Here is a 19,606-nt window from a genome sequence, read left to right as displayed (position 1 = left end):
CTTTGATACTAAACAATTTACTGTCTACTTGCTCATAATGAAGGAATATTCATGCTCAATCTTGAAGAGGTTTGTATCGGAGTCATTGGTCTTGGCTATGTTGGCCTGCCTCTGGCCGTGGAGTTCAGCAAAAAACGACCAACACTGGGGTTTGATCTCAAAGCGCGTCGTATAGAGGAGCTGAATCAGCATATTGATGTAACAAGAGAAGTGACTTCAGAAGAACTCGCCCAGGCGGGGAACCTTACCTACAGCTGCACTATCGAAGACCTCAAGGGATGCAATGTTTTTATCGTTGCTGTTCCCACCCCCATAGACGAGAACAAGCGCCCTGATTTCACCCCACTTGTCAAGGCCTCTGAAACCGTTGCAAAGGTACTCAAGCAGGGGGATGTGGTGATCTATGAGTCCACGGTGTATCCAGGAGCAACAGAAGAAGTCTGTGTCCCGATATTGGAACGTGATTCCGGTCTGCGGTTTAATACAGATTTTTTCGCCGGGTACAGTCCTGAGCGGATCAACCCGGGTGATCATCAGCACCGGCTCCCCACTATTGTCAAGGTAACCTCAGGCTCCACCCCTGAAGTTGCTGATTTTGTAAACGCCCTCTACGGCCTGGTCATCACCGCCGGGACCTTTAAGGCCAGTTCCATGCGTGTGGCTGAGGCTGCCAAGGTCATTGAAAATACCCAGCGTGATGTCAACATTGCCCTCATCAACGAGCTGGCGCTCATCTTTAATAAACTTGGCATCGATACCCTGGAGGTACTTAAGGCCGCCGGGACCAAATGGAATTTTCTTCCCTTTCGCCCAGGCCTTGTTGGCGGACACTGCATTGGTGTGGATCCCTACTACCTGACCCATAAAGCTCAGGAAGTGGGCTATCACCCTGAGATGATTCTTGCAGGCCGCCGCCTCAACGATGATATGGGCCGCTATATCGCCTCCGAGACCGTGAAGCTGATGCTCAAGCGCCGCATCCATGTCGCAGATTCGCACATCCTGGTTTTGGGGCTGACCTTTAAAGAAAACTGCCCGGACCTACGCAATACCCGCGTAATCGATATCATCAAAGAACTGGACTCCTTTGGTGCGCAGGTTGAGGTCTACGATCCCTGGGTGGATCAGGAAGAAGCGGCGACCACCTATCAGGTGACCATGATTCAACAACTCCCGCAACAACGCTACGATGCGGTAATCCTCGCGGTCAGTCATGATGAATTCATGCAACTCACAGAACAAGAACTCCGTCATCTCTGCCGTGAAAACGCTGTTATCTATGATGTCAAACACGCCCTGCCAGCTAACCTCGCAGATGGTTCGTTATGACGAGTGCCCGTCTTTCTTGTGTTTGCAGCGCACTACAACACGACCTGACCCCCTCCATCATGAGCTCTATGCTTTCACGTTCTTTGCCATAGCTCACAGCTAAAGGGTGTCTTGAATAATTAGATTTTTCAATCAAGGTCAAGGATTGTGAAAAATTTTACCGCAGGCATATAGTTGATATTCCGAGGATAAAATTTTGAGTATGACGAGGTAAGCGCCAGACTCCGGGAGATTGGCAGAAAAAGCAATTATTCAAGATTCCCTAAAGGTGATACCATGAAGAAACATGCCATTCTCTCTCCCTTTAAAGCTGCTCTTCGTGGTATCGCCGCATTGCTCTCCCCTCTTGTTGGTCAACTGTCATGGACACCGCCCCCCTGGTCACGTTGGCTTGCTGCCCACCCTGCTCTCTCTTTCAGTCTTCTCCTGATCCTGGCAGGAGGGTCTTTGACCGGCTGGTATGGGTACACCTGGTATTCGCAACGTCCTCAGCCACAGACGGTCGAGTATGCTCTGGAATCTCCTGCACTCACTGATTATGCATCTTCTCCAGTCAAGGTACATCCGCTCCGGGTTCGTTTTGGTCAGTCAGTCGCGCCCATCGATATAATTGGTAAAGAGGTTCTCCAGGGAATACGTCTTGAGCCAAGCCTCAAAGGTAGCTGGAAATGGGAAGATGACCAGACGCTTTCATTTATTCCGGCGCAGGATTGGCCCATTGCTCAGACATTCCGACTCAGTTTTTCTAAAGATGCGCTCTTTACTCCGGGTGTTCTGCTCGGTGCCTATGCAAGCAACTTTCAGACTCCCCCTTTTTCAGCCACCGTCGAGTCAGCGAAAATCCAGCAAAACCCGACGAAACCTGCTGAAAAAAAACTTTTTGCCACCATCCGCTTCTCCCACGCTGTTAATCCGGCAACTGTTGCCCAAAACCTCCGCCTTGAGCTGGGAAAGGGACTTGCTTATCGCGATCCCCACCAGCAAAAGATTGGGCTCAACATCACAAAAAATGGATTAAAGCTGCATCTTCAGTCGGCGCCATTGGCTTTGCCCTTGGAAAATGCAAGTATTGCTCTCCAACTCGACTCAAAAATCAGTGCCCTAAACAGTCCAGCCGGGCTGGAAAAACCTATAGAAACAAAAGTTACCGTCCCAGGCAGATATCAACTCACTTTCAGTCGGATCAAGCTTCGATACATCAACAACCAACAGGGGGAACCCCAACAAGTTCTTAGTGTTGAGAGTTCCTTTCCCATCACAGATGCGGTTGCAGCCAGTCATGTCCACGCCTGGCTCTTGCCGGCAAAGAAGCGCCCCTACCACCTGAGCCAGGTGCAGGAGAAGGATCTCCACCAGTCTCTTTCCCTGCAACTGCTTCCTTCTGAGCATCCAGCCAATACCCTGCATAATTTTTCGCTTCAGGTACCGGTGGAAAGGCAGTTGCTCATCAAGATCGATGACACCATTGAAGCCGAGGGGGGCTACCAGATGAAACAGCCCCTGGTCGCACTTGTGGGCACGGGCAAGTACCCCCAGGTTGTCAAACTTCTTGGGGATGGTGCCCTGCTCAGCCTGCACGGGGATAAGCAGGTGGGATTCCTGGCCCAGGGGGTTCCGGGAGTCCAAGTTGAAATTGCCCGTCTTCTTCCACGGCAGCTCCATCATCTGGTCGATCAAAATTACGGTCGATTTGCCCAGCCCAAGATCTACGGAGAAAGTTTTGATCGACTGGTGGAACGGGAAATCTATACCCGTGTCTTTGCAGAGACTGATCCGAACAAACCCATCTACGACAGTGTCAATATAGGAGAATACCTGCGAACAGATGGAGGGCGCCAGGGAGTCTTTGTGCTCAAGATCACTCCCTACGACCCACGATTTCCCAGAAAAAGCTACAGTGATTATGTTTCCAGATCCCGCCCCATTGATCGTCGACTGCTCGTCGTGACTGATCTTGGCATTATCAGCAAAAAGACCCAAGACGGAGGCCAGGAAGTCTTTGTCCAGTCACTGAGTACAGGATTTCCTGTAGCTCAGGCTCAGGTACAGATCATTGGTCGAAACGGCCTGAAGGTTGCCCAAGGATACACCGATGCGCAGGGACATGTTCGTTTTGAGCAACTACGGAACCTGCAGAGGGAAAAAGAGCCGATCATGGTCCTGGTGCAAGCAAACAGAGATATGTCCTTCCTGCCCCTGAACCGTGCAGAGCATCAATTGGATTTTTCTCGCTTTGACGTTGGAGGCAAGGGCAATCAGAGCAGCCCGAATCAGATCACGGCCTCGCTCTTCACCGACCGGGGGTTGTACCGTCCCGGGGAGACCGCTCATATCGGTTACATTCTCCGAGCTGCGGACTGGAGTCGATCCCTTGATGCTCTGCCTGTGACCATCAGAATAACCGACCCACGGGGAGTGGTCGTGTTCAACCAGAAGCGAACCGCCACCCCAAGCGGCCTGGATTCCATTGACTTCACCCCAGGCCCGAATTCGCCTGCGGGCCTGTACTCGGCCAGTATTTACCTGGTAAAAAACAACCGACGGGCAGGCTTCATCAACAGCACCGATTTTCTTGTGCGTGCTTTTGAACCTGAGCGGATGAAGGTCAAACTGGCACTGACTGAAAAACCAGTTCAGGGCTGGGTGCACCCGGAACAGGTCATCCCCCGTGTTACAGCCCGCCATCTTTTTGGCGCCAATGCTGTGGGACGACGAGTTCAGAGCCTCATGGAACTCTCTCCCTTTTTCCCAAAATTTCCTCAATACCCAGCATACCGTTTTCACCTTGCAGGCAATCTGAAGGCTGGGGTGCAGGAAACACTTCCTCCTCTGTACACCGATGCTCAAGGACAGGTTCAACTGGAACCGGATCTTAATCGCTTCACAGCTGCGGCCTACAGGCTTCGTTTGACCAGCCGTGTCTTCGAAGCCAAGGGTGGACGCAATGTCTTGGCCACCGCTGATGCACTGATTGGCACCATGCCCTACATGATCGGGGTGCGTGAACTTGGCTCACTGACCTATATTACCAGAGGCGGAAAGCGTGAATGTGCCCTGCTTGCACTCAATCCGGAGCTGGAACCGACCAACGTAGAAAAAATACAGCTTTCGCTGGTCGAGTACCGCCATGTATCGGTTCTGGTCAAGCAGGAGAGCGGTGCCCTCCAATATGAATCCCGGAGGAAAAAATATGTTCGATCAACTCAGGAGATCTCCCTGCCCGCTTCCGGGCTGACCATCTCGCTGCCAACAATCGAGCCGGGTGATTTTGGCTATGAACTGCACAACGCTCAGGGAGCACTGCTCAATACCATCAGCTGGACAGTGGCCGGGGCCGGTAATCTGAGCCGGTCGCTTGAGCGTAATGCAGAACTGCAGATCACCTTGGATAAGGCGACCTACAAGCCTGGAGAAACGGTCAAGATCAGTCTTCGTGCACCATATACCGGATCCGGCCTCATTACGGTGGAGCGCGATAAGGTCTACGCCCACACCTGGTTTACCACAGAAACGACCAGTAGTGTCCAGACCATTACCCTGCCGCAGGGACTTGAAGGGAATGGCTACATCAATGTGCAGTTTCTGCGTAATCCCAACTCAGACGAAATATTCATGAGCCCGCTCTCCTATGGGGTGGCGCCCTTTCGTCTTTCTCTTGCAGCGCGTAGGCTCCCCTTGCAGCTCAAAGCACAGGCAAATATTGAACCAGGACAAGAGCTTGCCATTGATCTGGGGAGCAGCGAAGCAGCCAAGGCGGTCGTCTTTGCCGTCGACGAAGGCATTCTCCAGGTGGCCCACTACAAGACCCCTGATCCGCTCAATGACTTTTTCGCCAAGCGTCGCCTCGATGTGCGCACGGCGCAAATCCTTGATCTGGTCTTACCTGAATATAATCGCTTGCTACGGAGTTCTGCTCCCGGTGGAGGTGATGAAGAAAGTCTAGGCGCTCGCACCAATCCCTTTAAACGCAAACAGCAAAAGCCCGCTGTGTACTGGTCGGGGCTGGTGGACATTTCCCCTGGGAAACGCTTGTTCCATTACCGGGTACCCGATGGTTTTAATGGCAAGCTGCGCATCATTGCGCTCGCCGTCACCCCTGAACGGGTCGGGGTGGCCTCGACCTTCACCGAAGTGCGCGGTCCCTGGGTGCTTTCCCCCAACGTACCAGCCTTTGTTGCTCCGGGCGACCGCTTCACCGTCAGTATCGGCGCTTTTTCCAATGTGGCAAAAACCAGTACGCTTCATCTCAGCCTGGAAACCGGCAAAGGAGTTAAACTCCTGGGAGAAAATCCGCAGGAACTGACCATAGCACCGGCAAGGGAACAGGTGGTCCAGTTCGAACTAGAGGCTCGCCCACAACTTGGTTCAACCGACCTCACCTTTATTGGCCGAAGTGTGGCGGGAGACTCCCGTATTCGCCAGGCGATTTCCATTCGTCCTGCATCCCCCTACAGGGTTGCCCTTCGGGCTGGATCGTTCCAGGAAGCAGGGTTCAGCCTCAGGCCAAAGCGTGAGCTCGTGCAGGAATATGGCCAGGTCATTCTGGATTATGGTCGATCTCCCCTGGTTTGGATTCAGGGGTTGAGTAACTATTTGAAGCACTATCCCCATGAATGCACAGAGCAGCTTCTCTCAAAAACCATGCCCGCACTCATCAGCGCCACACCCGAGGAACTGGCGCAAGCTGATTTTGCTCCGCTTGCCCAGGCATTCAGTCTTCTGCGACAACGTCGTCATGGATCGGGCGGCTTTGGTCAATGGGCCAGCAATCTGGTTGTCCAACCTGATATTTCGGTCTATGCCGCTGATTTTCTTATCGAGGCCGCTGATCATGGGTTCGCAGTGCCTCAGGATCTGCAGAATCAAAGCATTCGCTACCTGGAGCGGGTGAGCCAAAATAAAGCAGAAGGGCTCAATGAGCTGCGCACCCGCGCCAGAGCCATCTACCTGCTGACTCGTTTGGGCCGGGTTTCCACGGCCCAGCTTTCTGCGACCATTGAACAGCTGGAAAAACATCATCAAAAAACCTGGCAAACCGATCTCGTAGCCGCCTATCTCGGCGCAAGCCAGATGCTGATGCAGCAGAAAACCGCTGGAGAAAAACTCCTCGGCAAAGTGCAGTGGGCAACAACATCCTCTGCGGAATCCATCTCCTATGGGCGTTTTGAAAATAGTTTAACCCACGATGCCGAACTGCTGACCCTGTTGAGCCGTCATGGTTTGACCCGGCTCATACCCGATGGTCTCATCGAAGAACTGGGAAGAAGAATATCCGCAAACCAGTATCACTCTTTTGCAGCCGCCCTGTTGATTCGTGGTTTTTGGACCTATGCCCAGGAACAGGCCAAGGGAACCAATGAACTGTCGGCGACCCTGCTTACAAAAACCCAAAAGGAGTCGGCCAAGATAGAAGACGCTGAAGATATCCCCCTTGATTGGGCCTCCATCGTTCTACGCCAACCAAAGGCAGGGCCCTCTGTTTTTTACCAACTGACAGAGTCGGGCTTTGACCGTGTTCCTCCAACAACGGAAAGTACTCAAGGAATAGAAATCAGGAGGGAATATCTCGATGACCAGGGGAATACGGTTACGCGCTTTGTTCAGGGGCAGGAATACAATGCTCGGCTGCGTCTGCGTGCCACCACAGAGCACGGGCTTAACGAGATCGCCATAGTCGACCTTTTACCCGGCGGGGTTGAACCGGTGCAGCATACAGGAGCAAGCAATAGAGAGGAAGGTGAAGCAACAAGGCGGGAAGAGCATTGGCCCCCCTCCTTTGTCGACACTCGAGATGACCGCATACTCCTCTACGGCTCGCTCGGCCCCAAGGTGGTAACCTACGAATACCGTATTCGCGCCACCAACATCGGGGTTTTTCAAGTGCCCTCCCCCTATGCTGAGGCAATGTACGACCAACGCATACAGGGCAGGGGCAAGGTTGGTGAAATAACCATTGTTGCGCCGTAAAAACGGCATGTATCGCTTTCTAAAGCATAGAACCGGCCTGTCCCTTGTGGTGGCCGGTTTTTTTTGCTGTACTGCTCTGCTCATAGCCATCCTCCCGCCTGGACCTCCCATGGTAAGGGATATCCCCTTCTCGCATCTTATTTGCGCGGAGAATGGCGAAACCTTGCGCATCACCCTGGCCTGGGATGGTCAGTACCGTCTCTGGACACCACTGGAAGAGATCGCTCCCCAGGCAAAGGCAGCGCTGCTCTTAAAAGAGGATCAGTATTTTTTCTTTCATCCCGGATTTAATCCAAGCTCGCTTGTGCGCGCGGCCTGGTCCACCTATATCCAAAAACACCGTCAGGGTGGGTCAACCCTGACCATGCAGTTGGCCAGGCAACTCTATGGTCTCAACACCCGCACCATAGGCGGAAAACTGCAACAGATTGCCCATGCCATCTGGTTGGAGGTTCGTTACAGTAAACACGATCTTCTCGAGGCTTACTGTAATCTTGCCCCCATGGGTGCCAATATCCAGGGTATTGGTGCAGCCGCACGCATCTATTTTGATAAGCCAGCAAAACAATTGAGCCTAGCAGAGGGGCTGGCTCTGGCAGTCATGCCCCAGAATCCCTCAGGTCGTTATGACTTTGATCGGGAACAGCAGCTGGCACGACAGCGGCTGACCCAGACCTGGCTCAAGCAGCACCCGGAAGATGCTCCGTTGCTCACCCCACTGCTCACCACCGAGGTATCGGGCAAAAAACGACAGCAACTCCCCTTTAAGGCTCCGCATCTCTGCGATCTGATTCTGCAAAACCAGCAAAAAATTCCAGAGCAAATAATAACCACCACGCTGGCCCCTGCCCTTCAGCATCTGCTGGAGCATATAGTGCATCGATATGTGGAAACAAACCAAGACAGGGGGATCGTCAATGGAGCCGTGCTTCTGGTGGAAGGTCGTACCATGGACGTCAAGGCCCTGGTCGGTTCTGCCGATTTTTTTGATCAATCGCTCCAGGGGCAGGTAAACGGTGTCCTGGCCAAGCGCTCACCGGGGTCAACCTTAAAGCCGTTTCTTTATGGACTCGCGCTTGATCAGGGGCTCATCCATTCACACACCGTTTTGCGAGACCTGCCCTCCAGTTTTGGCAGCTATCAACCGGAAAATTTTGACGGCAGGTTTATCGGACCGATATCCGCTCAGAGTGCATTGATCCGCAGCCGCAATGTCCCGGCAATCTGGCTTGCCAGCCAACTCTCCCACCCCACCCTCTATGACCTGCTCAGAGAAGCGCAGATCACAGGATTGCGCTCTGAGCACCACTACGGCCTCTCTCTCGTCCTCGGTGGCGGGGAGTTGACAATGGCTGAACTGGTTCAATTATATGGAATTTTAGCCAACAACGGCCGTCTTCGTTCGTTGCGCTACACCACAGAGGATCCCATGGTGCAAGGAAAGCCTCTGCTCTCTCCGCAGGCGTCCTTCATTGTCAGGCAAATGCTGCTCCATAATCCCAGACCCGCGACACACGGCGCGCCGGCTGTACCCGAAGGCGCACGCCCCCACTGGCCCATCGCCTGGAAGACCGGAACCTCCTGGGGCTTTCATGATGCATGGAGCGTGGGGATGGTGGGAAACTATCTGTTGGCCGTGTGGATCGGTAATTTTGACGGCAGCGCCAATCCGGCCTTTGTTGGGCGGGAAGCTGCGGCACCGCTCTTTTTCCAGATAGCTGACGCGCTGGAACTGGCCACGGATGCTTCTCAAATTCACCAGCGCCCTGTTCCCCCCGGAGTGATCAAGGTGGATGTTTGCCAGGCCTCGGGAGAACTTCCCAACCGTTGGTGTCCACGCACGGTGGAGGCGTGGTTTATTCCCGGTACATCCCCCATCCATGTCTCGAGCCTGCACCGTCCGGTGATGGTGGACAAGCAAACAGGAAAAGGTGTCTGTCCCCCCTATGACGACAGCCATGAACAACAGGTCTTCGCCTTCTGGCCCTCTGATATCGAGTCCCTTTTCAGACTGGCCGGGCTCCCCCGACAAGAGCCTCCTCTGCTCCCGGAGCGTTGCCGTCAGCAAGGAGGCTCCACCCCGGGAAATCCGCCAAGGATTATTTCTCCGCATCCCCATGGGAACTACACATTGCAGCGCTCCAAACCAGAACAGAGCATTGAGCTTGCAGCCTCAGTTGATGGATCAAGCGCCCGTCTCTACTGGTTTGCCGATACAAAATATCTGGGCTCCGCATCGCGTCAGCAGCCTGTGCATTGGCGGCCCAAAGAGGCTGGTGCCTATCAGCTGAGTGCAGTCGATGATACGGGTAGGAGTGCGGAACGGAGCATCCAGGTTACCTTTGTTCCGTAATGACGATCAATGACTATTCAAGACACCCTAAATGCAATCAGCAGAGGCATAATAACGCTCCAGGGCTGCGAGATCTGGGATCACAAAAGAGCCACGCCCCTGTTTTTGAATAAGATCCTGACGGATCAGTCGATTGAGCTGGGTGGAAATAGTCTGCCGGCTACTGCCGACCATGCGGGCTATCTGTTCGACCGAGAGGTTGATATGCAGCACCACGGTTCCGTCTGGTTGCGGTTGTTGACGTTTGGCTTCATGAAGCAACAGGGACAGAAGTCGGCAGGAGGCATCTTTGAATACCAGGCCATCAATGATGTTAAATGATGATTTGAGTACATTGCCCAGGACCTTGATCATTACCGAAGTGACCTCCAGATTCTGCATCATATGCCGCATAAAGCTGGGCGTGTCCATGAGCAGGATTTCCATTGGTTCCATGGCCTGAACATAGGCGCCGGTATGGGTGGAGTAGAGATCACCGGGTGCCAGAATAGCCAGATTGAATTCCTTGTCCTCATAGCCCAAGAAGACACGTGCCCGCCCCTTGCTGACAATGAAGACAGCGCTCTCTTCGGTTTCTGGATGACAGATAAAACCATTTTTCTGCTTGGACTGAACAAGAAAGGCGTTACGCAGTTCAGCAAGCTCCGGGCGCTGTAACCATTCGACAAGATTGTCTTCGAGGAATTTCATGTAGTCGTTGTGGAACCGTTGTGGAACATAAGGGAGTTGTCGCCCGTACTACTGGCGAAGAGATGATCGCTGCCGATACCTTTGGCCAAATTGTCGCAGGGAAAGCAGCAACAGCACAAGGGTCGCGGCCTGCATCAGCCAGTGGGGCAAAACCTCGTTGACCGTCCCCACCGTGGCCATGGCAGAGAGGCCGAGCCCCACATACAGTGTATCTAAAAGAAGACCGCAAAGCACACTGATAACGGCAATTGAGGCAAGATATATAGTCAGCCCCCACTTCCCGAGAATTTTGATCAATACCGCCAGAGCAGCGATATTGGTCGCCGGTCCGCTGAGCAAAAAAACCAGAGCTGCGCCAGGGCTCACTCCCTTGAGAATCAGAGCCGCAGCAATGGGGGTTGAGGCGGTGGCACAGATATACATAGGCACACCCGCTACAAGCATAAACAGCATGGAACCGACGCCACCTCCAAGATACCGCCCGACAAAATCGGCGGGAATAATCGTGGTAATGGCTGCGGCAATACCGATACCGATAAAAAACCAGCCTGCCAGATCCCCCCATATTTCATTGACGGCATAACGAAGGCCACTGATTATTGTGTTTTCACTCGAAGCGGCCTCATGCTGGTGGCAGCCACAATGAGCCTCACCACAAGGCTGCGGTTCAACCGAGGCCATTTGCAGTGAAGGTGGTACAGGGGCCTGCCTGCGTTCCCCCACCGTATTTTCAAGCACACCGGCTACAAAGGCGGAGACAAAGGCTGCCAGAGGTCGAGCCGCGGTCATGAGCGGATCAAGAAGCGCCCAGGAGATGGCAATGGAATCAGCACCCGACTCCGGGGTAGAAATTAAAAAGGCGGTGGTTGCGCCTTTACTGGCGCCTTGACGCTTGAGCTGTGCCGCGGCTGGTAACACCCCGCAGGAACACAGGGGAATAGGAATGCCCAGAAGGGCAGCTTTGAAAACTGATTTAATCTTCCCTTTGCCCAGATGCCTGACCACATAATCCGGTGAAAGATACACTTTCAGAAGCCCGGCCACAAGCAGGCCGAGCAGGATGTAAAGAGATGATTCCTCTAACAAGAGCCAGCAGGCGCTGGCAAAATCAAACAGATACTGCATACTTCACCACAACGTATCGAAACGAATTATTCTCGAAGGTGCTCCAGTCCAATCTGGATAAGGCTGTGCACATGGCCGTCGTTGAGCCGGTAATAGAGAACCTGCCCCTCCCGCCGATTTTTCACCAGGGCCAACTGACGCAGGAGGCGCAGCTGGTGGCTCACGGCGGACTCTGAACTCCCAAGCAATGCAGCCAGATCACAGACACACATCTCTTCCTGACCAAGAGCCCAGAGAATACGTAACCTGTTCCCATCGCCCATGGCCTTAAACAATGCGGCCAGCTTTTCGTATTCACTGCTGGCAAGGGCCTTGGATCGAGCCCTGGCCACCTGATCTCTGTGAATACAACGTACCGCACAACGGTCTTCTTTTTCTTCTTGTCCGCTCATGACTTTTTAATATATGAACAGATATTCAAATTTGCAAGCCCTATCAATTATCCTACAAAGTGCCACCAATCGAGTCTTTTCCATGCAGCTTTACCTTTCCTACTGAAAAACTGACTTTTTTCTATTGGCCGCAAAACAGAGTCCTAACATGAACTCGTCAATATCCCACTGCTTTTGGGTACAGAACCACTGCGTACCTTTTATTATCCAAGAGAAAGGAGAGAGAACATGTATAGAAAAAAATTGTATGGGATAGCGGCATTTGCCCTGCTCACCCTGTCAACCACACCAGCCTTTTCAACAACACCGAAGTACGTATTTTTCTTTCTGGGCGACGGTATGTCCAGCTCGCAGATCCAGGCGACAGAGGCCTATCTGACCACCAAAAACGGTGGCTCCGCCACTGAGGCCACAGACCTGCTCCAAAAAGGGAACCGGCTCAATTTCACCCAGTTTCCAATTCTCGGTATGCAAACCACTTACGATGCCCACGCACTTATGACTGATAGTGCCTCTTCAGCAACCGCTTTTGCCTGTGGCCTGAAAACGAAAAGTGGAGTCATAGGCATGGATGACACCCAAACAACAAGCTACAAGAGCATCGCCCAGCTTGCCGATGAACAGGGCAAACGTGTCGGCGTTATTTCTTCGGTTTCTCTGGATCACGCCACCCCCGCGGCTTACTATGCCAGTATTGCCAATCGCGGTTACATGAACAACATTGCCACCCAGCTAGCCAACTCCGGTTATGAGTTTTTTGGAGGCGGCGGGCTGGCCTCCCCCACCGCCCCCAACAGGGATGGAGATACCAATAACGATGTGTGGGAAGTACTTGAGGAAAATGGCTACACCGTGCTCAGAGACCGAGAGTCCATAGAGGCTCAGTTGGACAACCCTGTAGACAAAGTAGTCTGTATCAATCCCTATCTCCAGAACAGCGCGGCTATGCCATATGCCATTGACCGCCCGGAAAGCAACCTGTCTCTTGCGGAAATGACGGAGGTCGCCATCAAAACTTTGGTGCAAACCGACCGGCCGAAAAGGGGGCATAAATTCTTTAAAAGACTTCACCGGTGGAAAAAATATAAGCAGGGCGGATTTTTTCTCATGGTCGAAGGCGGAAAAATCGACTGGGCCTGCCATGCCAACGATGCCATGGCAGCTATTGGCGACACCCTTGACTTTGACGATGCAGTCGGCACAGCCTTGGACTTTTATAACAAACATCCCTATGAGACCTTAATCGTGGTGACCGGAGACCACGAAACAGGTGGTTTGACCATTGGCCATGCAACAACTGGATACAGTGCCTATTACGATCGTCTATTGGGGCAAACTAAAAGTTTTCAGGCATTTGGTTCTGATGAGTGGGCTTCCTACAAAGCCGCCCACCAAGAGGGATATGACTATACTCAAAGCGATAACCTTGCCTCCAGCCATGAAATGCTTGCTCTGATGAAAAGTGTCTTTGGCCTTGTTTACAGCGACCTGAACGACTACCAAAAAGAGAAGCTTGAGGATGCTTTTGACAAATCAATGAGTGGCTCAAACGATAACAGTGATGACGAGAATCAGCTGCTTTATTCTTACTATGAGCCGATCATCGTGACCATTACCCACATTCTGAACGAGCAGGCATCCATCGGTTGGACCTCCTACTCTCACACTGGTGTACCTGTACCGGTTTTTGCCATTGGAGCAGGATCAAAAAATTTCGCAGGTTTTTACGATAACACTGATATCGCCCAAAAACTTGCGACTGCCATGGGCATCTATAAAACGCTGCCAGTCGTCAAAAACTGACATTCCCCCCTTTTATTCTCTCACCTCCCCGTGATGCCGAGCCCCCTTGCGGTGTCACGGGTTTTTTCGTATCTCAACCAGGGCAACCTTCAAAACCAAACGGGCTCACCTGCCCGCCTATCCAAATACGTCACCTTTATGAACCAAGTACGCCGGGAACTTCTCTTTTCTTTTGTTATCGCACTGTTATGTGCCATTCTTCTCTATATTGACATTGCCCATATCCCCCCAGCCCCCAGTGGTATTCGCTGTAAGGCTCTGGTCACAGAGGCTGATAACTCCAGTGTTCGCACCAATCTCATCGTCAAAACAAACCAACAAAGCCTCAAGGTTCGACTCCTTTCCGGTCCACATGCCGGACAGGAAACTTCGGTGGTCAATATGCTCACGGGCAAGATGGAGCTGGATGAATTTTATGAAGTTGGAGAAACCATTCTCATCGAGTATGCAGCTCCTCAGGGAAAGCCTCAACATGCCGTTGCTCGTGGTGCCTACCGCCTGGACCTGCAACTCTATCTGGTCTTGCTCTTTGCCGGACTTCTCTTTGCTGTCGCTGGAGTAACGGGCCTCAAGGCAGGCCTCTCCTTTGTCTTTGCGGCTCTGGTTTTATGGAAACTCTTTTTCCCTCTGTTGCTTATTGGCTATGCTCCCATTCCAACGGGAATAGGCATTGTCACCATCCTCACTGCAGTCATCTGTTTTTCCGTGGGAGGCTTGACAAGACGCGGTGTTGCCACCTTCTGCGGATCAATGCTTGGCTTACTCCTGACCTGTGGCCTGGCGACACTGTTCACCCACACCTTTCGTCTCCATGGAGCTGTGCGCCCCTTTGCAGAGATGCTGTTGTATTCAGGGTTTTATCAGCTCAATCTTACGGATATTTTTATTTCCTCCGTCTTTATTGCCTGTTCTGGTGCCGTGATGGATCTTTCCATGGATATTGCCGCCACTATGGATGAGTTGAAGATGCAGCAACCAGGAATAGGTCTTTTAGAACACATGCGCTCTGGTCTGCGGGTTGGGCGAGCTGTCACCGGTACCATGACCACGACCCTGCTTTTGGCCTACTCTGGGAGTCATATCACCATGTTCATGGTCTTTCTTGCCAAAGGCCTTGCTCCGGCCAATCTTTTGAATGCGCCCTTTGTTGCAGCCGAAGTTCTTAATATTCTTGTTGGCAGCTTTGGCGTGATTGTCGTGGCTCCCTGCACAGTTGTGATCAGTGCATTTATTTATCGGAAGAAAGGCCACCCGATCCCCACTCTTGATTCAGGCAAACAAAGCAAAGCCTGATATTTGTCAATTGCCGATGAACATGCTACAACTCTCTAGGGAATCTTGAATAATTGCTTTTTCTGCCAATCTCCCGGTGTCTGGCGCTTACCTCGTCATACTCATAATTTTATCCTCGGAGGTAAGCGAAGACTCCGATATCAACTATATGCCTGCGGTAAAATTTTTCACAATCCTCGAAGTCTGCGCTTATCTGACCTTGATTGAAAAATCTAATTATTCAAGACACCCTCTAGATGGAAAGCATGGTCTTCTCCGGGACCAGAGAAAGGTTTGAACTCGATACATGCCGCCAATCGCTCGGTGCTACGAGTGAAAGACCAGAACATTTTCTTGATAAGGGGTTTACATGATCAACGATAAAGAACTGCAACGAGGCATGACCATAACCAAACTGATATGGTCTGTCCTTTTTGGCTCGCTGATCATCTATGCCTTTATCGTCCCTCTGCTGCTGCAAAATGCCCATATTACCTTCAGCCAGGAGAGCTACCGAACGCTGCGTATCGCTCTGTTTGGGTGTGCGGTGCTCACTGTGGTTTTCACCTGGTTTATCCGCAGATATCTGCTGGCTGCTCCCCAGGGGAAAAGGAGCAACCAGTCAAATCAGCATCCAGCCGTTGCCCGCTACCTCTCTGTCATGATGGTTGCCCTGGGCATGTCCGAGGCAATAGGTGTCTATGGCTTAGTCCTGTATGTCCTTGGAAGAAGCTACCAGGATCTGTATATGCTCACCGCCCTCTCTGCAGGAGCCATGATTGTCTATTACCCCAAAAAGCACGAGGTCATCTCACTTGCAAAGCGTCTCCCTTCAAAGGACTGACATAGCGCTGGCTCCATGCTTTGTTCATGTATACACTGTGGTGGTTCTCTCCTCTCGCCCCACACAGTAAAAAGTAATAATACATAATAGTTACCCAGATCATCTCCCATTCCCACACGTCTCTATCCTCTGTTTGCGCATAGAAATCTTGAATAAGAGATCGAGCAACGGTATTTTGCCTTCCGCTTTTTTCTGCAACACGTGGAAAAATAAATTGCCTCCTCATTCATTTATTCCGTGAGTAAGACGCTCTAGAAATTTGTGCACCCTGCGGGGGATTGGTATACCATCAGGGAATATTTTTTCCTTTTACTGGATTTATCCCCAACTTCGACTAACCAACCATGGACAACACTTCGGCCCCCTCCCACCTGCAATTTTTCTGGTTTGTCCTGGCACCAGCCCCCCTACTCTTGGGCGGGTTGGATCCCATAAACGCATGGGCTCCACTCCGTTTTTTCAGTCTCTTGGCCACCTTGTTTTTCACTCTTCAGGGAATAACCTGGGTAAATCTGCCACGGCTTTCCCGAATTTCAGGTCTTTTGGCACTCTGCTTTACCGCACTGGCTGGCTGGGATCATCTCAGCGCAACTCCCATGAACGGACTTTTGGGAGGAATAACCTTGATAGCAACAGGTTTCTTTATCTGTTCTCCCTCCATACCCAATCGCAGCCAAGACAATTCAAACAACACGCAACGTTATTGGGCGGCAAAAACAAGTCTGTATGGGCTGTGCATCGTTGCAGCTCTTTCCTACCTCATCAATCCGGAAAATCGTACTAGCGGAGAGCTGTTGATTGGCTTCTCTGGTCTGCTCGCACAGATTCCACTGCTCCTCTGGTTGCTTGATCGACAAAAACTCAACAATCAGCACTGGCCGATATTGCTCCCATTTTTTGCCCTCGGATTGCTTGCTCTCTCAATATTTTGTTCACTGACAGCCCTCGCGGCTCTTTTGAGTAGTGCTTTCAGCCTTCTTATCCTGGCTCAAATTGCACACACACAGCTCCCTCATCAGGAATACTGGTGGGATCCATTTCTTGGTCACCCTGCACGGTTACTGATCAGTACCTTCTTTGCTCTTTGTGTGTTTGGCACCTTTCTTCTGCAGGTACCTTGGGCCGCTAACCGCCATCCCCTCTCACTGCTTGATGCAGCCTTTACCGCTGTCAGTGCGGTCTGCGTGACCGGGCTGACAGTTGTCGATACCCAATTTGACTTTTCAGGCTTTGGTCAGGGCTGCCTGCTGCTCCTGATTCAACTGGGGGGACTGGGGATCATGACTATCACCACGGTTGCACTGCATGCCCTGGGAAAACGGATGAGCCTGCATCAGGAACGAATTTTAACCTCGTTGACTGAAACCAGTCACCAAGAATTGTTTCACTCTCTGGTGACAATTCTCAAATTTACCTTCTGGGGGGAATTCTTGGGGGCCTTCCTTCTGGCACTGGGATTTTTCCTTGCTGGATCCAACTGGTCTACCGCGCTCTGGCAAGGTCTGTTCACCTCGATATCAGCCTTTTGCAATGCAGGTTTTGCCCTGAACAGTGATAACCTGGTGATGTACCAAAGCTCTCCACTTATTTTACACACCGTTGCAGTACTGATTATTGCAGGTGGGCTTGCCCCCTCAACCTGCCTTCTTCTCCCTCAATGGCTCCGGGGTAATCGTTTAAGCCTTGCTCCCAGCCTTGCCCTGGTGACGACACTGGTTTTACTGCTCAGCGGCTTTTTTGCTTTTCTCTTTTTTGAATGGGATCATGTCCTTGCTGGCCTGCATTTTTCTGATAAACTCAGCAACAGTTGGTTTCAATCCGTTACTCTACGTACCGCCGGATTTAATTCGGTTGATCTCAGTACGGTACGTACTCCGACCCTGGTTATCATGCTGCTGTCCATGTTTATTGGTGGCAGCCCAGGGGGGACAGCCGGTGGTATCAAAACCACAACAGTTGGTATTCTGGTACTGACTTTTTGGGCGACAATTACCGGCAATGAGCGGGTCACAGCAGGCAATCGCACCATTACTCAGGCTGTTATCAACCGGACTATTACTGTTTTTTTTGCAGGTGGTTTTGTCTGGCTTTTTGTCGTGCTGGCCCTCTCTCTGACCCAGGAACTGGCAGCTTCACAACTCATCTTTGAAGCGACCTCAGCCTTGGGAACGGCCGGGCTTTCTCTTGGGGCGACAACGCATCTTGATGGTATTGGTAAGATTATTATCATGCTCACCATGTTCATTGGCCGTATCGGCCCAATGACACTGTTTACCCTCTTAAGCCGCGAGCACCAATCAAGTCAGTCTCGTTACCCTGATGCTCACATCCCTCTTTCGTAGGAGTGGTTTATGCCACAACAAATTTTAATTATTGGGCTGGGCCAGTTTGGGATGGCGCTTGCTCGTACATTGACTGAAAAAGGGGCAGAAGTTCTTGCCGTTGACCGTCGCAAAGCGCTGGTGGATGAAGCCTCGGCCTTTGTGACCCAGGTTGTCTTGGTCGACGCCACAGACGAGGGGGAACTGGCCCGGCTGGAGCCAGCACGGCGTGATGCCTGCATCTGTGCCATTGGAGATGATTCCAAGGAGGCATCCATCATCTGCACCGCTCTCCTGCGCCAGATGGGTGCCCCCTGGGTAATTGGCCGAGCGAACAACGCCATGCACCGGCGTATCCTTTTGCTCGTGGGAGCCCATTTAGTGGTCAATCCAGAGGAAGAATTCGGCCAACGATTCGCAAGCCGACTGATCAATCGCCATATCATAGCCGACATGCCTCTGGGAGAAGATCTCCACATCACGGAACTGACAGTACAGCCCAGTCTGGTCGGAAAATCTCTTATTGAACTTGCACTCCCCAAACGCTTTGGCGTCATGGTCGTGGCTATTCGGCGCGGCAGCCCGAGCAGAGTTTTTCAGCCCAACCCAGAATCCCCCCTGCAGGCTGATGACCGGCTCATCGTGGTCTCAAACGAAGAGGCCATTACAAAACTCACGCAGGGGGCATGAAATGCGGCTTTCACACGCAGTTCGTGTTGGTGCCTGGGTCCTTGTTGGCTTGAATGTTTTGATGGCTGTTGGAACCATTGCCATCTTTGCACGTATGTCTCCTGCTATCGAGGTAATACTCGATCGCAATGAACGAAGCCTGCAAGCATGTGAAGAGATGCTCACCACTCTTTCCATGGTCAGTACCAAAAGACCATTTACCCCGAAGGAAATACAGTCTTTTCGCGCCTCCTTTGAAGACGCTCAAGCCAACATCACTGAAAACCAGGAGCCCAAACCTTTACAACAACTTGCCTTTCAGGAAAACAAACTCTATCAAGGTGACAGGAACGCCAGAATAACCAGCATCAAGGCAATAATCGATCTTGCCCAAATCAATCGCAAAGCCATGTTTGCAGCCGACCGTCATGCCCAGCAGCTTGGGACAACAGGAGGCTGGGGAGTAACCTTTATGGCGCTGTCCGCCTTTTTAGTCGGTGTTATTTTTATTCGCAACCTGAGTCAACGTGTCGTCGCTCCCCTTGAAGAAATTCATACCGTACTTCAGGCCAACCGCAACGGGGAGACACTACGCCGCTGCTCCGGAGTACACCTCGCGCAGGATGTGGCAACCATTTATGCCAACCTCAATGCGTTGCTTGATGAAAAAAGAGCCTCGGAATACACGCCCCCCTTCCCTCCTTTGCCTGACGGCATCCAGGAAAGCGCAGTCAACGTTGCAACCAATAACCAGACAGATAAATCAACCTGAATCCGTGAACATTTCGCAAGGGCCTCTGTTTGGTGACCATCCGCCATCACAGATTCAGTTGAAATCCAA

Annotated in this window: 12 protein-coding genes; 9 read left to right on the top strand and 3 right to left on the bottom strand. The window is 51.9% G+C overall.

Annotation, left to right across the window (positions count from 1 at the left end):
- Positions 1-51 precede the first annotated feature (51 nt).
- The 3 genes from tviB to pbpC all read left to right on the top strand — a co-directional run bounded on the left by tviB (position 52) and on the right by pbpC (position 9,649).
- Complete coding sequence (tviB, locus tag JWJ90_RS07220) at positions 52-1,329, top strand: Vi polysaccharide biosynthesis UDP-N-acetylglucosamine C-6 dehydrogenase TviB (RefSeq protein WP_205226532.1); 1,278 nt, start codon at positions 52-54, stop codon at positions 1,327-1,329.
- 276 nt (positions 1,330-1,605) lie between these two features.
- Positions 1,606-7,296, top strand: coding sequence for an alpha-2-macroglobulin family protein (locus JWJ90_RS07215; RefSeq protein ID WP_205226531.1), 5,691 nt, complete (start codon positions 1,606-1,608; stop codon positions 7,294-7,296).
- A 7-nt stretch (positions 7,297-7,303) separates the two neighbouring features.
- Complete coding sequence (gene pbpC, locus JWJ90_RS07210) at positions 7,304-9,649, top strand: penicillin-binding protein 1C (protein WP_205226530.1); 2,346 nt, start codon at positions 7,304-7,306, stop codon at positions 9,647-9,649.
- A 27-nt stretch (positions 9,650-9,676) separates the two neighbouring features.
- Here the strand turns inward: pbpC and JWJ90_RS07205 are convergent, their stop codons facing one another.
- From JWJ90_RS07205 to JWJ90_RS07195, 3 genes are read right to left on the bottom strand one after another with little or no spacing between them, the layout of a single operon-like run.
- Positions 9,677-10,339 carry a Crp/Fnr family transcriptional regulator gene (locus JWJ90_RS07205; RefSeq protein ID WP_205226529.1) on the bottom strand — a complete coding sequence of 221 codons (663 nt, stop codon included), beginning with the start codon at positions 10,337-10,339 and terminating at the stop codon, positions 9,677-9,679.
- A 48-nt stretch (positions 10,340-10,387) separates the two neighbouring features.
- Entirely contained in the window at positions 10,388-11,464 is a 1,077-nt protein-coding gene (locus tag JWJ90_RS07200; protein WP_205226528.1) for an SO_0444 family Cu/Zn efflux transporter, read from the bottom strand.
- A gap of 26 nt (positions 11,465-11,490) precedes the next feature.
- Entirely contained in the window at positions 11,491-11,856 is a 366-nt protein-coding gene (locus tag JWJ90_RS07195) for an ArsR/SmtB family transcription factor (RefSeq protein ID WP_205226527.1), read from the bottom strand.
- A gap of 228 nt (positions 11,857-12,084) precedes the next feature.
- Between JWJ90_RS07195 and JWJ90_RS07190 the strand changes: the two genes are divergently transcribed.
- The 6 genes from JWJ90_RS07190 to JWJ90_RS07165 all read left to right on the top strand — a co-directional run bounded on the left by JWJ90_RS07190 (position 12,085) and on the right by JWJ90_RS07165 (position 19,537).
- Complete coding sequence (locus JWJ90_RS07190) at positions 12,085-13,659, top strand: alkaline phosphatase (protein ID WP_205226526.1); 1,575 nt, start codon at positions 12,085-12,087, stop codon at positions 13,657-13,659.
- 138 nt (positions 13,660-13,797) lie between these two features.
- Positions 13,798-14,952 (top strand): YibE/F family protein, encoded by a 1,155-nt coding sequence (locus JWJ90_RS07185; protein WP_205226525.1) that lies wholly within the window; start codon positions 13,798-13,800, stop codon positions 14,950-14,952.
- A gap of 349 nt (positions 14,953-15,301) precedes the next feature.
- Positions 15,302-15,775 carry a hypothetical protein gene (locus JWJ90_RS07180; protein ID WP_205226524.1) on the top strand — a complete coding sequence of 158 codons (474 nt, stop codon included), beginning with the start codon at positions 15,302-15,304 and terminating at the stop codon, positions 15,773-15,775.
- 344 nt (positions 15,776-16,119) lie between these two features.
- On the top strand, positions 16,120-18,117 hold the full coding sequence (locus JWJ90_RS07175; RefSeq protein ID WP_205226523.1) for a potassium transporter TrkG: 1,998 nt from the start codon (positions 16,120-16,122) through the stop codon (positions 18,115-18,117).
- A gap of 9 nt (positions 18,118-18,126) precedes the next feature.
- Positions 18,127-18,786, top strand: a complete 660-nt coding sequence (locus JWJ90_RS07170; protein ID WP_205226522.1) for a potassium channel family protein — start codon at positions 18,127-18,129, stop codon at positions 18,784-18,786.
- A gap of 1 nt (position 18,787) precedes the next feature.
- Complete coding sequence (locus tag JWJ90_RS07165; RefSeq protein ID WP_205226521.1) at positions 18,788-19,537, top strand: hypothetical protein; 750 nt, start codon at positions 18,788-18,790, stop codon at positions 19,535-19,537.
- The last annotated feature ends 69 nt before the right edge of the window (positions 19,538-19,606 follow it).

Source organism: Desulfobulbus rhabdoformis, from assembly GCF_016919065.1.
Classification (GTDB): Bacteria; Desulfobacterota; Desulfobulbia; order Desulfobulbales; family Desulfobulbaceae; genus Desulfobulbus; species Desulfobulbus rhabdoformis.
The sequence above is the reverse complement of the archived record's forward strand: the minus strand, read 5'-3'. Positions and strand labels throughout refer to the sequence as shown.

Bases quoted from the DNA above. Each gene is read 5' to 3' on its own strand.
- JWJ90_RS07205 (WP_205226529.1), bottom strand. From the start codon at position 10,339: ATGAAATTCCTCGAAGACAATCTTGTCGAATGGTTACAGCGCCCGGAG.
- JWJ90_RS07180 (WP_205226524.1), top strand. From the start codon at position 15,302: ATGATCAACGATAAAGAACTGCAACGAGGCATGACCATAACCAAACTG.
- JWJ90_RS07175 (WP_205226523.1), top strand. From the start codon at position 16,120: ATGGACAACACTTCGGCCCCCTCCCACCTGCAATTTTTCTGGTTTGTC.
- JWJ90_RS07190 (WP_205226526.1), top strand. From the start codon at position 12,085: ATGTATAGAAAAAAATTGTATGGGATAGCGGCATTTGCCCTGCTCACC.
- JWJ90_RS07200 (WP_205226528.1), bottom strand. From the start codon at position 11,464: ATGCAGTATCTGTTTGATTTTGCCAGCGCCTGCTGGCTCTTGTTAGAG.
- JWJ90_RS07165 (WP_205226521.1), top strand. From the start codon at position 18,788: ATGCGGCTTTCACACGCAGTTCGTGTTGGTGCCTGGGTCCTTGTTGGC.
- JWJ90_RS07170 (WP_205226522.1), top strand. From the start codon at position 18,127: ATGCCACAACAAATTTTAATTATTGGGCTGGGCCAGTTTGGGATGGCG.
- tviB (WP_205226532.1), top strand. From the start codon at position 52: ATGCTCAATCTTGAAGAGGTTTGTATCGGAGTCATTGGTCTTGGCTAT.
- JWJ90_RS07215 (WP_205226531.1), top strand. From the start codon at position 1,606: ATGAAGAAACATGCCATTCTCTCTCCCTTTAAAGCTGCTCTTCGTGGT.
- JWJ90_RS07185 (WP_205226525.1), top strand. From the start codon at position 13,798: ATGAACCAAGTACGCCGGGAACTTCTCTTTTCTTTTGTTATCGCACTG.
- pbpC (WP_205226530.1), top strand. From the start codon at position 7,304: ATGTATCGCTTTCTAAAGCATAGAACCGGCCTGTCCCTTGTGGTGGCC.
- JWJ90_RS07195 (WP_205226527.1), bottom strand. From the start codon at position 11,856: ATGAGCGGACAAGAAGAAAAAGAAGACCGTTGTGCGGTACGTTGTATT.